The 15,555-nt window shown below is 69.5% G+C and carries 11 protein-coding genes; 7 read left to right on the forward strand and 4 right to left on the reverse strand.

The window, feature by feature from the left end:
* Positions 1-4: 4 nt before the first annotated feature.
* Both greA and OG219_RS30685 read right to left on the reverse strand, forming a co-directional pair.
* Positions 5-502, reverse strand: coding sequence for a transcription elongation factor GreA (gene greA / locus OG219_RS30680; RefSeq protein WP_266831893.1), 498 nt, complete (start codon positions 500-502; stop codon positions 5-7).
* A gap of 168 nt (positions 503-670) precedes the next feature.
* Positions 671-1,069, reverse strand: a complete 399-nt coding sequence (locus OG219_RS30685) for a DUF4307 domain-containing protein (RefSeq protein WP_266831895.1) — start codon at positions 1,067-1,069, stop codon at positions 671-673.
* A 183-nt stretch (positions 1,070-1,252) separates the two neighbouring features.
* Here OG219_RS30685 and mca point away from each other — a divergent pair, with 183 nt between their 5' ends.
* Positions 1,253-2,113, forward strand: coding sequence for a mycothiol conjugate amidase Mca (gene mca, locus OG219_RS30690; protein WP_266836289.1), 861 nt, complete (start codon positions 1,253-1,255; stop codon positions 2,111-2,113).
* Entirely contained in the window at positions 2,106-2,417 is a 312-nt protein-coding gene (locus tag OG219_RS30695) for a hypothetical protein (RefSeq protein ID WP_266831897.1), read from the forward strand. Before mca ends, OG219_RS30695 begins: the two co-directional genes overlap by 8 nt.
* A gap of 152 nt (positions 2,418-2,569) precedes the next feature.
* Here the strand turns inward: OG219_RS30695 and OG219_RS30700 are convergent, their stop codons facing one another.
* On the reverse strand, positions 2,570-5,773 hold the full coding sequence (locus tag OG219_RS30700) for a tetratricopeptide repeat protein (RefSeq protein ID WP_266831899.1): 3,204 nt from the start codon (positions 5,771-5,773) through the stop codon (positions 2,570-2,572).
* Between the two features lie 133 nt (positions 5,774-5,906).
* Between OG219_RS30700 and OG219_RS30705 the strand changes: the two genes are divergently transcribed.
* The 5 genes from OG219_RS30705 (at position 5,907) to OG219_RS30725 (ending at position 14,807) form a co-directional block, all read left to right on the forward strand.
* Entirely contained in the window at positions 5,907-7,946 is a 2,040-nt protein-coding gene (locus OG219_RS30705) for a thioredoxin domain-containing protein (protein WP_266831901.1), read from the forward strand.
* Positions 7,947-8,145: 199 nt separating this feature from the next.
* A complete protein-coding gene (locus OG219_RS30710) occupies positions 8,146-9,399 on the forward strand; it encodes a glycosyltransferase (protein ID WP_266831903.1) in 1,254 nt (417 codons plus the stop codon).
* A 91-nt stretch (positions 9,400-9,490) separates the two neighbouring features.
* Positions 9,491-11,158, forward strand: coding sequence for a glycosyltransferase family 39 protein (locus tag OG219_RS30715; RefSeq protein ID WP_266831905.1), 1,668 nt, complete (start codon positions 9,491-9,493; stop codon positions 11,156-11,158).
* Entirely contained in the window at positions 11,155-12,372 is a 1,218-nt protein-coding gene (locus tag OG219_RS30720) for a glycosyltransferase family 2 protein (protein WP_266831907.1), read from the forward strand. The genes OG219_RS30715 and OG219_RS30720 overlap by 4 nt, the downstream gene beginning before the upstream one ends.
* A gap of 167 nt (positions 12,373-12,539) precedes the next feature.
* Positions 12,540-14,807 carry a galactose oxidase early set domain-containing protein gene (locus tag OG219_RS30725; protein ID WP_266836290.1) on the forward strand — a complete coding sequence of 756 codons (2,268 nt, stop codon included), beginning with the start codon at positions 12,540-12,542 and terminating at the stop codon, positions 14,805-14,807.
* Here the strand turns inward: OG219_RS30725 and OG219_RS30730 are convergent.
* Positions 14,804-15,529 (reverse strand): Mut7-C RNAse domain-containing protein, encoded by a 726-nt coding sequence (locus OG219_RS30730; protein WP_266831909.1) that lies wholly within the window; start codon positions 15,527-15,529, stop codon positions 14,804-14,806. The genes OG219_RS30725 and OG219_RS30730 overlap by 4 nt on opposite strands.
* Positions 15,530-15,555: the final 26 nt, after the last annotated feature.

The raw sequence follows: 15,555 nt of genomic DNA on the forward strand, positions 1-15,555 counted from the left end.
GGGCTCAGCCCTGGTACGGCACGGCGTTGAGGATCTTCACCGAGGCGAGCTTTCCGTTCGGCAGCTCGTACTGGGCGTCCTCGCCGACCTTCTTGCCGCTCACTCCGGAGCCCAGCGGGGACTGCGGCGAGTACGTCTCGATGTCGGCGCTCGCGTACTCCCGCGAGGCCAGCAGGAAGTCCAGGGTGTCGTCCTCGTCGCCGTCGAAGGCGATGGTGACGACCATGCCGGGCGCGACCGCACCGTCCGCCGCGGGAGCCTCGCCGACCTTGGCGTTCTCCAGGAGCTGGGTCAGCTGGCGCACACGGAGCTCCTGCTTGCCCTGCTCCTCCTTGGCCGCGTGGTACCCGCCGTTCTCCCGCAGGTCGCCCTCCTCGCGCGCCGCCGCGATCTTGGTCGCGATCTCCGTGCGCGCGGGACCAGACAAATACTCCAGCTCGGCCTTGAGCTGGTTGTACGCCTCCTGGGTCAGCCAGGTGACGTTCTCGCTGGTCTGGGTCACAGGTGCTCCTCGTAGGTACTGGGAATACAAAGCATCGCCCTACCCAGAAGAATGTTCCTTCACGGGTGGGCGAAACCACGAGCCTAACAATTCCGCGGCTGAAGGGGGAGGACATAAGACACCAGAATTACGTCAACGCAGGTCAGCACGTAAGTGCTGGGGGTGATGTCAGTCGTCGTGGCAGCCGAGCAGCTCTGCGGTGGTGCCCTTGGCCGTCGTGCGCAGGGTGAGGACCTGGTCGATGCGCGAGGAGTCCTGGTCGAAGCGGAAGTCCGCGCGGCCCACCTCGGCGCCTTCCGCGTCCTGCGAGCGCAGCGTGCAGTAGCCCTTGGCGTCGGCGTCCTTGCGTACTTCCAGGTGCACCTTGACCTCGGTGTCCGAGGCGCTGAAGGTGATCACCTCGGCGCTGATCTTCGTCCCGACGACATGGTCGTACCCGTACCAGCCGATCACGACCAGCAGGATCACACCCAGTACGCCGCCGACGACCTTGAGTTTCCGGTCGGCGCGCTCGTCCGCGGAGCGGCCGTACCGGCCCTCGGGCAGCTGCGTGCTCGCCGTACTCATGGTCGTCCTCTCGGCAGGGGCAGCGGCTCGGACCCGGGAAGGGCCAGGAGCCGGGCCCCGGAATTATTCGCCCTCCGGTTCCGTCACTATAGAAGCCGCCCTTCTAGCTGATTCACGCCGGGCGCCGACTTCCCGACTGGCCGACTTACTGAGGATCGAGTCTTGACTGACCAGCTGCGACTGATGGCCGTGCACGCCCACCCCGACGACGAGTCGAGCAAGGGCGCGGCCACCATGGCGAAGTACGTGTCCGAGGGGGTGGACGTGCTGGTCGTGACCTGCACGGGTGGGGAGCGCGGCTCCATCCTCAATCCGAAGCTTCAGGGCGACAAGTACATCGAGGAGCACATCCACGAGGTACGCAAGAAGGAGATGGACGAGGCCCGCGAGATCCTCGGCATCAAGCAGGAGTGGCTCGGCTTCGTCGACTCGGGGCTGCCCGAGGGTGACCCGCTGCCGCCGCTCCCCGAGGGCTGCTTCGCGCTGGAGGACGTCGACAAGGCGGCCGGCGAGCTGGTGAAGCAGATCCGCGCCTTCCGTCCGCAGGTGATCACCACCTACGACGAGAACGGCGGTTACCCGCACCCCGACCACATCATGACCCACAAGATCTCGATGGTGGCGTTCGAGGGCGCGACGGACACCGAGAAGTACCCCGAGTCGGAGTTCGGCCCGGCGTTCCAGCCGCAGAAGCTCTACTACAACCAGGGCTTCAACCGCCCGCGCACCGAGGCGCTGCACGAGGCGCTCCTCGAGCGCGGCATGGAGTCGCCGTACGGGGACTGGCTGAAGCGCTGGACGGAGTTCGTGCGCGCCGAGCGCACGCTGACCACGCACATTCCGTGCGCCGAGTTCTTCGAGATCCGCGACAAGGCGCTGATCGCGCACGCCACGCAGATCGACCCCGACGGCGGCTGGTTCAAGGTCCCGCTGGAGCTCCAGAAGGAGGTCTGGCCGACCGAGGAGTACGAGCTCGCCAAGTCCCTCGTCGATACCTCCCTCCCCGAGGACGACCTCTTTGCGGGCATCCGCGACAATGCCTGACATGAGCGCAAGCCTGGCACTGACGCACCTCGTCCCCCTCGCCAAGGAGGTCGACGAGAACAAGGTCACCCCCGGCGTCCTCGGCTTCATCGTCTTCGCAGCGATGGCCCTGGCGGTGTGGGCACTGATGAAATCCATGAACCGGCACATGGGGAAGATCAAGGACAACTTCGAGCAGGACGCGGCGGAGGCGGCCGCGGCTGCCTCCGCCTCGGCCTCCGGCAGGACGAGCGATTCCGGCGCGGCGTCCGCCCCCGGCGGGAAGGCCTCCCCCGCGAAGTCCTCGCCGGCGAAAGCCGAGTAGGGCAAGGCCCGCGCAAGCCGAGCAGCGCCGGCCCACGAGGGCCGATGCGGGCCGACCCGCGGCACGGTGCCCACAGCACACCGGGAACCGGGGTCGGCAGGCGACCCGTCCCCGTCCCCGGGGCGCGGCCGGTCGCCGTGGCGCGGGTTCGTTCACCCCTGCGCCGCGCCGACCGTCACCCCCATCACGTCCCGGGCATGCCGCTTGGGCACCATCTGCAGCCGCCACGCCTGCCACCCGGTCTCCAGGCTCACACCCCGCTCCAGCAACAGCTGATACGCCTCGATGTAGTCGTCCAGCTTCGTGTCCCGTGACGGATGCCCGGTGCGGGACAGCTGGCTCAGTTCCTCCTGGGCCACCGCGGTGCCGATCTCGGAGCCGCCGGGGGCGGCGTAGGGGAGCAGGGTGCAGCGCAGGAAGCGGGCCCAGTCCTCGCCGCGGCGGTCGCCGTACGAGGTGAAGAGGGCGATCGCCTCGTCGCACAGCTTCAGGGCCTGCTGGGTACGGGCGTTGCCCCCGTCCACCACGGCCAGCTCCAGGCACGTCCACGCCTCCCCGTGGGCGACGCCGATGCGCTGGAAGTCGGCGCGGGCGTCGACCAGGAGCTGACGGGCGAAGCCGGAGTTCCGCAACGAGCCCGTCTGGCCCGCCCGTTGGTCGCGGGTGACGCGCGCCGAGTGGTGGCGCGCGCAGGCCAGCCCGTACACGTCCCGCATACGGGAGAACATCGTGCGGGAGCGCTCCAGCTCACGGACCGCCTGGTCCAGGTTGCCGGTCTCCTCCAGGGCCTGGCCCAGGTAGTACACCGTCCACGCCTCACCGCGCGCGTCCTCGTTGTCGCGGTGCCGGGAGGCCGCCTGGCGCAGGCCGTCGACCGCGGGGGACGCGTCGCCTGCGACGAGCCGGGCGCGGGCCAGCTCGGTCAGGGCCCAGGCCTCGCCGCGGGGGTCACGCGTGCGGCCGTACAGGTCGAGGGCCTCGCGCAGCTCGCGTTCCGCGCGCGGTACGTCGCCCATGCGCAGGCCCAGCTGGCCGAGGTGGAAGTGCGCCCATGCCTCTCCGTGCACCGACTCGCTCTCGCGGTGCAGGACCAGGGAGCGGGTGAGCAGGTCCAGAGCGATGGCGAGGCGGGAGCGGTCGCGCTCCACGCCCGCCAGCGCGTGCATGGTCCAGGCGCGGTCCCCTGCCAGCTCGGGGGATGCCTGGAGGTCGATGGCCTCCTGGAGCTTCGCCGCGGCCTCGGTGAGATTGCCCTGGTGGTGGAGGGTGATGCCGAGGGAGCACAACGCCAGGGCCGCGCCCGCGTCGTGGTGCGCCTCGAAATAGAGGTCGACCACCGAGGAGAGCGTCGTACGGGCCTTGTCCAGTTCGCCCAGCTGGCGGGCCGCGATGCCCGTACGCCACTGCACCGAGCGGACCAGGAGGCCCTGGTCGACCGCGTGCGTCAGCTCGCTGATCTCGCCCAGGCGGTAGAGGTCACCGCGCAGCAGGCAGTAGTCGCAGAGGGCGCCGAGGAGATGGAGGACCGCGGCCTGGTCGACGCCCTCCGCGTGCCGCAGGGCCGCCGTGATGAAGCTCGACTCGTCGTCCAGCCAGCGCAGGGCCGCGTCGAGAGAGGTGAAGCCGTGCGGCCCGAACTGGTCGGCACGCGTGGACGTCTTGCCGTCGACCAGGCGGATCACCGAGTCCGCCAGCTCCGCGTAGTTCACGATCAGGCGTTCCTGCGCCGCCGTACGCTCGGCCGGTTCCTCCTCGTCCAGGAGGCGGGCCTGCGCGAAGGCGCGTACGAGATCGTGCAGGCGGTAGCGGCTGCCGCGGACGTGGTCGACGAGGCCCGCACGCGAGAGCGCGGTCAGGTGGCGGGTGGCCTCCGCCTCGTCCGTGGCGAGGAGCGACGCGGCCGCCACCGCGCCGAGGGAGGCGCGGCCCGCGAGGGCCAGGCGGCGCAGCAGCCGGCGTGCCGAGTCCGTCTGATCCGTGTAGCGCAGCCACAGGACCCGCTCGACCGGCTCGACGGGTCCGTACGCCGCCAGGTCCGAGGCCAGTTGGCGCGGGGTCCGGGGGCCGAGCGAGGAACCCGCGATGCGCAGGGCCAGCGGCAGACCGCCGCACAACTCCCTTACGAGGTCCGAGGATTCGGCGTCGTACGGGCCCGACTTGTCCTGCGCCGCGGCGTTCAGCAGCTCCTCGGCGCCCGCCGCCTCCAGTGCCTCGACCGGGAGCTGGTGCACCCAGGCGGCGAGGTCGGCGGGCAGGTCGAGGGGTTTGCGGGCGGTGACCAGGACCAGGCTGTCCGAGCGCTCGGGGACCAGGATGCGTACCTGCTCGGCGTCGTTCGCGTCGTCGAGGACGATCGTCACCGGCAGGCCCGTCAGGTGCTGGTGGTACAGCTCGCTCAGCCGCCTGACCTGCTGATCCTGCGAGGAACGCTCCCGGAAGAGCAGCTGTTCGCGCGGCGCGCCGAGACGATTCAGCAGATGGAGCAGCGCGTCACGGGTCGTCAGCGGCGGCTCCTCGGCGCTGTCGCCGCGCAGGTCCACCACGCACGCGCCCCGGAACTGGTCCTTCAGCGCGTGCGCCGCCCGGATCGCGAGCGTGCTGCGGCCGGAGCCCGGCGTGCCGTACAGCACCACCACCGTCGGCTTGGTCTCCGTGCTCGCGCGGGCCGCGTGCACCCACTGCGCGACCCGGGACAGCTCGGTGCGCCTGCCCGTGAACGGGCCGTCCAGATCGGGAAGTTGGCCGAAAGACTGCTCCAGCACACTGCGCCGCCGCGCCGCGGCGCTCTTGTCGGTGCGCCGCAACTGGGGCGCACCCTGCTTCGCGCCCGTGGACGCGCTGAGCACGCGCTGCTGATCGAGGAAGGGCCGGATCCCTCGTACCTCCAGGGCCGTCAGCCACTGCAGACGCAGCTGCTCGGCGCCGCCCGGCTGCCCGAGCGCTCCGGCCCGGCGGCTCGCGGCCGGCAGATGCGCGGCGGTCACCTTGATCACCGTGGCCGCCGCGCCCACCACCGCCACCGTCGCCCCCGCACCGAGCGCCGTCCCCGCGCCCGTGCCGAGCGCCAGGTCCGCGACGACGGCCGCGATCGCGGCAACAGCCGCCACCATCAAGGGAGTTCCGCCGCCCTCCTGGGCATACCGCTGCCCGAACGACAGCTGCCCCGCCTCCGCCTCGTCGAGCGCCTGCGTATACGCCCCGTACTCCTCGGCGGCCGTCTCGCCCATCGCGTCCAGCGCACCCCGAGCCCGCGAAAGCAGCACGCCCCGGTCGGTACGTCCACCCGACCGCCGCACCTCTTCCTCCACGGCCCGGGCCAACAGCCGCTCGGCCTCCGCCCGGTGGCTGTCCCGCATGTCACGTCCCCCTCCGGCGGCAACATCTGTCGCCGTCAAGTGTCCTGCGTGCGGGGCGTCCGCGCGAGGGTGCGCGGGGATCATCACGGTGCCTTCGCGGATCTGACGGGTGCGGTGCGCGAGGATGGGAGGTATGCCGAACCGACTGGCCCATGAGACGTCCCCCTACCTCCTCCAGCATGCCGACAACCCCGTCGACTGGTGGCCCTGGTCGGCCGAGGCCTTCGACGAGGCACGCAAGCGGAACGTGCCGGTGCTGCTGAGCGTCGGCTACAGCAGCTGTCACTGGTGCCATGTGATGGCCCACGAGTCCTTCGAGGACGAGGCGACGGCCGCGTATCTGAACGGGCACTTCGTCAACGTCAAGGTCGACCGCGAAGAGCGGCCGGACGTCGACGCCGTCTACATGGAGGCCGTGCAGGCCGCCACCGGCCAGGGCGGCTGGCCCATGACCGTCTTCCTCACCCCCGACGCCGAACCCTTCTACTTCGGGACCTACTTCCCGCCCGCCCCGCGCCACGGCATGCCCGGCTTCGGCCAGGTTCTGGAGGGCGTGCACAGTGCCTGGACCGAGCGGCGCGACGAGGTGGCCGAGGTCGCGGAGAAGATCGTGCGGGACCTCGCAGGGCGGGAACTGAGTTACGGGAACGCCTCGGTTCCGGGCGAGGAGGAGCTCGCCGGGGCGCTGCTCGGGCTCACCCGCGAGTACGACGCTCAGCACGGTGGGTTCGGTGGGGCGCCCAAGTTCCCGCCGTCCATGGTGATCGAGTTCCTGCTGCGGCATCACGCGCGGACCGGATCCGAGGGTGCGCTCCAGATGGCCGCCGACACGGGTGAGCGGATGGCGCGGGGCGGGATCTACGACCAGCTCGGTGGCGGGTTCGCGCGGTACTCGGTCGATCGCGAGTGGGTGGTGCCCCACTTCGAGAAGATGCTGTACGACAACGCCCTGCTGTGCCGTGTGTACGCGCACCTCTGGCGCTCCACCGGCTCCGAGCTCGCCCGTCGCGTCGCCCTTGAGACCGCGGACTTCATGGTGCGTGAACTGCGCACGAACGAAGGGGGGTTCGCGTCCGCGCTCGACGCCGACAGTGTCGACGGGAACGGTAGGCATGTGGAGGGGGCGTACTACGTGTGGACGCCTCAGCAGCTCAGGGAAGTTCTCGGTGAGGACGCCGAACTCGCCGCCCACCACTTCGGGGTGACCGAGGAGGGCACCTTCGAGGAGGGGGCTTCCGTCCTCCAGCTTCCGCAGCACGAGGGCGTGTTCGACGCGGAGAAGATCGCTTCGATTCATCGGCGTCTCCTCGCCGCCCGTGCGGAGCGCCCGGCCCCCGGCCGCGACGACAAGATCGTGGCCGCCTGGAACGGGCTCGCCGTCGCCGCCCTCGCGGAGACCGGCGCCTACTTCGAGCGACCCGACCTCGTGGAGGCCGCGATCGGCGCCGCCGACCTCCTCGTACGGCTGCACATGGACGACCGGGCGCGGCTGTCCCGTACCAGCAAGGACGGTCAAGTCGGGGCGAACGCCGGAGTGTTGGAGGACTACGCGGATGTCGCCGAGGGGTTCCTCGCGCTGGCGGGGGTCACCGGTGAAGGGGTGTGGCTGGAGTTCGCCGGGTTCCTCCTCGACCATGTGATCGTACAGTTCACGGACTCCGAGTCGGGTGCCCTGTACGACACGGCGGCCGATGCCGAGCGGCTCATCCGCCGTCCGCAGGATCCGACCGACAACGCGACGCCCTCCGGGTGGAGCGCGGCGGCCGGTGCGCTGCTCTCGTATGCGGCGCAGAGCGGGGCGGAGCCCCATCGGACCGCCGCGGAACGGGCGTTGGGGGTCGTGAAGGCGCTCGGGCCGCGTGCGCCGCGCTTCATCGGCTGGGGTCTTGCCGTGGCGGAGGCGCTGCTCGACGGGCCGAAGGAGATCGCGGTCGTGGGCCCGATGGACGATCCCGCGACCCGGGAACTGCATCGCGCGGCGCTCCTGGGCACCGCACCGGGCGCTGTCGTCGCCGTCGGCACTGCGGACAGTGACGAACTCCCGTTGCTCGTAGGCCGTCCGCTGGTCGGTGGCCGGCCCTCCGCCTACGTGTGCCGAAATTTCACATGTGACGCTCCGTCCTCCGATGTCCAGCGGCTGCGCGAGGCCGTGGGCGGTGGAAACACCGCCTGACATGGGACTACAGCGACCGTAAACCTCCGACGTAGCCGGATACGTCCGGTTACTCGCCCATACTCGACCGAGGATTCCGAAACATTCTATTTATCTGATGAGCTTCCTGGCTTCACAGTTCCCCCCTAGTCTCTCCACGGTGACGCGACAGGAATGACTCACTGTCGCGACTGGGGGTTTTGGGATCTGGGGGGATCTGTTGCTCACGTCTGTCTTTATCGCTGCCGTTTCGCTGGCCCTGTTCTGGATGGCAGCCTTCACCTTGTGGTGGCAGATGCACGCGTGGCGTACGCCCGAGGTGCTCGCTTCCACCCGTTTCAGCAGTCCGGACGGCGGCGACGGGCTGTCGTTCTCGCTGCTGCTGCCCGCTCGGCACGAGCAGGCCGTACTCGACCACACCATCCAGCGGCTGCTGGAGTCGAGCCATGACGACTTCGAGATCATCGTCATCGTCGGGCACGACGACCCGGAGACCACCGAGGTGGCCCGCAGCGCCGAGGCACGCGACCCGCGCGTCCGGGTCGTCGTCGACCACCACGAGAAGAAGAACAAGCCGAGGGCCATGAACACGGCGCTGCCGCACTGCCGCGGTGACGTCGTCGGAGTCTTCGACGCCGAGGACCAGGTCCATCCGGAGCTGCTCGCCCATGTGGACCACGCGTTCCGTACGACGGGTGCGGACGTCGTCCAGGGCGGCGTACAGCTCATCAACTTCAACTCCAGCTGGTACAGCCTGCGCAACTGCCTGGAGTACTTCTTCTGGTTCCGCTCGCGGCTCCATCTGCACGCGCAGAAAGGGTTCATCCCGCTCGGCGGCAACACCGTCTTCGTGCGCACCGACGTGCTCCGGGAGGCGGACGGCTGGGATCCCAACTGCCTCGCCGAGGACTGCGACTTGGGTGTGCGGTTGTCCAGCGTCGGCAAGAAGGTCGTCGTCGCGTACGACTCCGACATGGTGACGCGGGAGGAGACCCCGGGCAGCCTGATGTCGCTGATGAAGCAGCGAACCCGCTGGAACCAGGGCTTCCTTCAGGTCTACCGGAAGAGGGACTGGAAGCAACTCCCCGGTTTCGGGCAGCGGTTGCTCGCCCGCTACACCCTCATGACGCCGTATCTCCAGGCCGTCTCCGGTGTGGTCATCCCGCTCAACGTGGCCATCGCGCTCTTCCTGGACGTGCCGGTCGGCATCGCGTTCATCACGTTCCTCCCGGCCGTGACCGCGCTGGTCACCTTCGTCTTCGAGGTCGTCGGACTGCACGACTTCGGCAAGCAGTACGGGCTTCGCGTCCGCCTTGTCCACTACCTGAAGCTGATCGTCGGCGGCCCCTTCTACCAGGTGCTGCTGGCAGGCGCCGCCGTTCGCGCAGTGTGGCGCGAGCAACGGGGGCGCAATGACTGGGAGTTGACCAGTCACGTCGGCGCGCACCTCACCGAAGTCGAAGCGGCCCGCTAGTTCGCGAGAACGCGAACAAGCAGCTCGCGAGAACGCGAGTTCGCCAGTCCGGTAGCCCGAGAGTTCGAGAGTCCCGAGAGGACATTTCCGCGTGACCTCCACCCTTCCCGCGGTGGCCACCTCCACGGTCCCCGCGCAACGGCCTTCCGCGCCCAAAAACGTCCCCGACTCCCGTCCGCCGTCGCGTTTTCGCCGCCCGAGCTCCGATCTGCTGCTGTGCGCCGCGCTCCTCGTGGCGATCATGCTCGTCCAGGGCTGGAACATCGCCGACTACCCGACCCTCAGCGACGACGAGGGCACCTACCTCGCCCAGGCCTGGGCCGTGCAGGAGGGCAACGGGCTCGCCCACTACACGTACTGGTACGACCACCCGCCGCTCGGCTGGATACAGATAGCCGCGCTCACCTGGATCCCCGCCCAGTTCAGCCCGGGTCTGATGACGGTCGGCTCGATGCGCTTCGCGATGCTCCTGGTCAGCGCCATCAGCGCGGTCCTCGTCTACGTCCTCGCGCGCCGCCTCTCGCTGCCGCAGTGGGCGGCCGGACTCGCGATGGTGCTCTTCGGGCTCTCGCCGCTGTCGGTGGTGCTCCAGCGGGAGATCTTCCTGGACAACATCGCGGTGATGTGGACGCTGCTCGCGTTCTGCCTCGCCGCATCCCCGAGCCGCCATCTCTGGCACCACTTCGCGGCGGGCATCGCGGCCGCGGCGGCCGTGCTCACCAAGGAGACGATGCTCGTCATCCTGCCCGCGCTCCTTGTCACCATGTGGCGGCACGGCCACCGCGACACCCGGAAGTTCGCGCTCACCGGGGCCATCACCGCGTGCGTGCTGATCGGCATGTCGTACCCGCTCTTCGCCCTGCTCAAGGGCGAGTTGTTCCCGGGCTCCGGCCATGTGTCGCTCTGGGACGGCATCACGTACCAGATGAGCCGCCCCGGTTCGGGCTTCATCCTCGACTCGAGCACCGGCTCGTACGGTGTTCTGCAGTCCTGGCTGTACTACGACCGCGTGCTGCCCCTCGGCGGCCTCGCGGGCGCGCTGCTGCTCCTGCTCACCTGGCGCTGGTCGGTCACCGCTCGCGCGCTCGCCGGACCCGCGCTCACCGTGGCGATCCTCGCCCTGGTGGCCATGCGCCCGAGCGGCTACCTGCCCGCGATGTACGTCATCCAGGCCCTGCCGTTCCTCGCGCTGGTCCTCGCCGGCGGCACCGCGAGCGTCGCCCACGCGGTGCTGCGCAGATGGCGCAGCGCCGAGGAGAAGCGTTACGTCCTGTGGGGACGGCGGGTGACGGCGGCCTTGCTCGTGGCGGGCGCCCTCTTCTACGTCGTACCGCGCTGGTACGACGGTGACCGCACCGCCGTCACCGTCGACGCCAACGCCCCCTACCGTGCGGCCTCTTCGTGGCTCAAGACCGAGGTCGACAACCCGGGACAGACCCGTGTCCTCGTCGACGACGCGCTCTGGCTCGACCTCGTGCACGCCGGCTACGAGCCGGGGCTCGGCGTCATCTGGTTCTACAAGGCGGACCTCGACCCCGCGGTGACCGAGACGATGCCGGGCGGCTGGCGCGACCTCGACTACGTGGTCGCCTCCCCGACGGTACGGCGCGACGCGGTCGACCTGCCCAACGTCAAGGCCGCGATGGAGCATTCGACGCCCGTCGCCACCTTCGGCAAGGGCGAGGACCGGATCGAGATCCGGCGAATCGACGGCAGCACGGACAGTACATCCACCGCGACCGACGGAGGCAGTCGATGAGCAGCTTCGAGAGCACTGTCCCCGACGAGCTGGGCGACCCGGCCGTACGCGCCGTCGAGGTGCCCGAACCAGGGGCCGTCACCATCGTCGTACCGACCTTCAACGAGGCGGCGAACATCGGGGAGTTGCTGTACCAGATCACCGAGTCGGTGCCCGCGCGGCTGCCCTGCGAGGTGGTCTTCGTGGACGACTCCACGGACGACACCCCCGAGGTGATCCGCGAGGCCGCGCAGGACTGCCCGTTCCCCGTCACCGTGCTGCACCGCGCCGAACCCGTGGGCGGGCTCGGCGGCGCGGTCGTCGAGGGACTGAAGGCCGCGACCTCCGACTGGATCGTCGTCATGGACGGGGATCTGCAGCATCCGCCGTCCCTGGTACCGGAGTTGGTCGCCACCGGTGAGCGTTCCTCCGCCGGGCTCGTCGTCGCCTCGCGCTACATCAAGGGCGGCAGCCGCGAAGGGCTCGCGGGCGGCTACCGCATCGCCGTCTCGCGCGGTGCGACCTGGCTGACCAAGTCGCTCTTCCCGCGCAAACTGCGCGGTATCAGCGACCCGATGAGCGGCTTCTTCGCGATCCGCCGCAGCGTGGTCACCGCCGAGATCCTCCAGCCGCTCGGCTACAAGATCCTCCTCGAACTCGCGGTACGCAGCCGCCCCCGCGAGGTCACCGAGGTCCCGTTCGTGTTCCAGGACCGGTTCGCGGGCGAGTCCAAGTCGACCGCGCAGGAGGGCTTCCGGTTCCTGCGCCATCTCGTCGGGCTGCGCACCGCCTCGCCCGTCGCGCGCATGGTGGTCTTCGGCCTGATCGGCGCCACCGGCTTCGTACCGAACCTCCTTGGCCTGTACGCCCTCACCGCCGCCGGAATGCACTACCTGCCGGCGGAGATCCTCGCCAACCAGCTCGGCGTCGCCTGGAACTTCCTGCTCATCGAGCACCTGCTCTTCCGCGAGCGCCGAAAGCACCGCCACTGGGGGGACCGCGTCGGCCGGTTCGCCCTGATCGCCAACGCCGATCTGGTGCTGCGCATCCCGCTGATCGCCCTGTTCGTGGGCCACTTCGGGATGGGCGCACTCTCCGCCACCGCGATGGCCCTGGTGACGACCTTCGTCCTGCGTTTCGTAGGGACCGAAGCGCTGGTCTATCTGCCGCGCCGCAGCAATGAGCCCGCGGGCGGGAGCCGTAGCCGCAGCCGCACAACAAGGAGAGCCGCGTGAAAATCGACGTACGACCACGGCGGACATTCCGCGTCAGACCACGGAGGAGAACCTCACTCCTGGCGATCGTCGGCCTCGCGGCGGGCCTGCTGCTCATCTCGCCGCAGCCCGCCTCCGCCGCCAACCTCGTCATCAACCCGGGCTTCGAGACGGCCGGCACGGACGGCATGCCGTACTGCTGGGAGAAGTCGGGCTGGGGCGACAACGACTTCACCTTCTCCACGGTGGCCGACGCGCACTCGGGCACCAAGGCCATGAAGGTCGAGCTGACCCGCCGGGTCGAGGGCGACCGCAAGGCGCTGATCACCGAGTCCGCCACCTGTGCGCCGGTGGTCACGGTCGGCAAGCAGTACGACCTCGGACTCTGGTACAAGTCGACGACCCCGGACACCTCGCTCACCCTCTTCCGGCACGACACGACGGCGGGCTGGCAGTACTGGACCGACCTCAAGACGCTGGAGATGCAGGGGAGTTGGACGCAGGCGACGGTCCGCACCCCGGAGGTTCCGGCGGGCACCGACCGCATCACCTGGGGCGTCTCCGTCTACGGCACGGGCTCCGCGACCACCGACGACTACACGATGGAGCAGGTCGCCGACACGCTCCCGCCGGCCACCTGCACCGGTACGGCCGAGCAGTGCGCCAACGGCAAGTGGGACGTGCTGCCCACCCAGAACCCGGTCCGCTCCATGCACTCCGTCGTCCTCAACAACGGCAAGGTGCTGCTGATCGCGGGCTCCGGGAACAGCGAGGAGCAGTTCAACGCGGGCACGTTCACCAGCGCGGTGTACGACCCGGTGGCCGGAACGTACAAGACGATCCCCACGCCCAAGGACATGTTCTGCGCGGGACATGTGCAGTTGGACGACGGGCGGGTGCTCGTGATGAGCGGCAACAAGGCGTTCCCTGTCGTGGGCGGGCACGGGTACGAGGGCTACAAGGACTCGTACATCTTCGACCCGGTCACCGAGACGTACAGCAAGACCAACGACATGAACGACGGCCACTGGTATCCGTCGGCGACCGAGCTCGGCAACGGTGACATCATCTCCTTCGGCGGTCTGCGCGAGGACTCCACCGGCTCGGTGACCGCCGAACTCTGGTCGGACGCGCAGCAGCAGTGGCTGCCGCTGTGGCAGGTCAACCAGACCTGGTCGTACTGGGGTCTGTACCCGTCGATGATCCTGATGCAGGACGGCCGCCTCTTCTACTCGGGCAGCCATGTCTTCGGGAACGGAACGCCGGGCACGGGTTCGGCGATCTACGACTACGGCGCGAACACGGTGACGGACGTCCCGGGGCTCCAGAACAAGGATGAACGCGACCAGTCCGCAAGCGTGTTGCTGCCCCCGGCCCAGGACCAGAAGGTCCTGACGATCGGCGGCGGCAACATCGACTCCAACCCGGACGCCAACCGGCTCACCGACATCATCGACCTCAAGACGGCGAACCCGTCGTACACCGTCGGTCCGCCGCTTCCGCAGGGCACGGTGGATCTGGGCGCCGGTGCGGTGGCCCAGACGGGCAACCAGGGCAAGATGTACGTCTCCGCCGTACTGCTGCCCGACGGCAAGGTGTTGGAGACGGGCGGCGCCCTGCACAACCGCGCCAACCCGGTGTACGAGTCGTCGATCTTCGACCCGGCGACCTCGACCTTCGACCCGGTGGCTCCCGATCCGGAGGAGCGCGGCTACCACTCCTCCGCGTTCCTGCTGCCCGACGGCCGCGTGATGACGACCGGCGACAACCCGGGCAACGGCACCTGGAACCACGACGTGTCCATCTACACGCCGCCGTACCTCCTCAAGGGCACCCGCCCGACGATCACTTCGGTGATCGACAACGAGTGGGTGTACGGGGACACGCAGCGCATCACCACCGACCGGCCCATCGCCAAGGCCGAGTTGATCCGCCCGGCCGCGGTGACGCACTCCTCGGACCCGAACCAGCGGTTCGTGGACCTGCCGCTGTCCGTCGACGGCAACAACGTGGACCTGAACGTGACGAGCAACCCCAACCTGGCGCCGCCGGGCTGGTACATGCTCTTCGCGGTCGACGCCAACGGGGTGCCGTCGGTGGCCAAGTGGGTGCATCTCCAGGGCCCGTCGGCGCTGACAGCCGAGTCGAGCGCCGAAGCGCACGTCCACTCCTTCGCCGACTCGCTTGAGGGCACGGTCACCGAGCCCGGCAAGAAGCGGACCTCGCAGCCCGTCAGCCCGACGATCTCCGGCTGCGACCGGCACTACGGCTCGATCAACGTCTGCGTGCCGACCGTCTTCCCCGACGAGGTGAAGAACACGACGGCCGCCCGGTGCGCGTGGCTGAAGACGAACGACTACGGGCGCCTGAAGGTCAACGGCAAGGACGATCCGCTGAAGCTCGATCCGAGCAAGGACGGAGTGGCCTGCGGCGCCAAGGATCTGAAGCGCCGTTAGCCGCCGAATTCGGTGAGGGCGCGCTCCACGATGGCCTCCAGGCTGTCGTGGTGCGCGCCCTTCCAGTACGCGCGCCCGCACTCCTGGCATTGCGCGAAAACGTCATACGACCGCTGAGTCCCGCTTTCCAGTCGCCCCGCGACGTCTTCCTTGCTTGCCTCCTTGAGCAGGCCGTTGCACGCCGTGCAGCGTGTCCATGGCTTCAGCTCGGGCGCGAACCGGCCCAGTACATCCCGGAGTTGGTCGTCCGGCTGGGTGCTGTAGATGAAGGCCCCCGCCCACAGTTCGCGGCGGTGGAGCAGTCCGCGGTCGCGGCTGAGCAGGACGCGCCGCTCGGCGGCGGAACGCGCGGCGAGCGCCGGGTCGCCGATGTCCGTCGACTCGTACGCCGTGTCCACGCCGAGCAGCCGCAGCCGGCGGGCGAGCGTGCCGAGATGGACGTCGAGAAGGAAGCGCAGGGGAGCGCCGGGAACCCGCTGGGGGCGCTCGACCGGCCGCACGCGCACGGACTCACCCGCCGCCGGAACATGGGACACGGGCACCTCGTGGCCGTCCACGACGAGCGTGCCGACCTCGGTCAGCGGGACGCCGAGGGACTCGACGACGTGACCGAGGGTCGAGACACCGTCGGTGACGACCTCCGTGACACCCGCACGCCGTCCGGGCGCGACGAACATCCCCAGCTCGGGGGCGAATTCGACGTGGATCTCCGGTCCGTTCACCGGATCAGGATGCCACGGGGGTGGGC

It is taken from the genome of Streptomyces sp. NBC_00038 (assembly GCF_026343635.1).
GTDB lineage: Bacteria > Actinomycetota > Actinomycetes > Streptomycetales > Streptomycetaceae > Streptomyces.

Bases quoted from the DNA above. Each gene is read 5' to 3' on its own strand.
- OG219_RS30685 (WP_266831895.1), bottom strand. From the start codon at position 1,069: ATGAGTACGGCGAGCACGCAGCTGCCCGAGGGCCGGTACGGCCGCTCC.
- mca (WP_266836289.1), top strand. From the start codon at position 1,253: ATGGCCGTGCACGCCCACCCCGACGACGAGTCGAGCAAGGGCGCGGCC.
- OG219_RS30695 (WP_266831897.1), top strand. From the start codon at position 2,106: ATGCCTGACATGAGCGCAAGCCTGGCACTGACGCACCTCGTCCCCCTC.
- OG219_RS30700 (WP_266831899.1), bottom strand. From the start codon at position 5,773: ATGCGGGACAGCCACCGGGCGGAGGCCGAGCGGCTGTTGGCCCGGGCC.
- OG219_RS30705 (WP_266831901.1), top strand. From the start codon at position 5,907: ATGCCGAACCGACTGGCCCATGAGACGTCCCCCTACCTCCTCCAGCAT.
- OG219_RS30720 (WP_266831907.1), top strand. From the start codon at position 11,155: ATGAGCAGCTTCGAGAGCACTGTCCCCGACGAGCTGGGCGACCCGGCC.
- OG219_RS30725 (WP_266836290.1), top strand. From the start codon at position 12,540: ATGCCGTACTGCTGGGAGAAGTCGGGCTGGGGCGACAACGACTTCACC.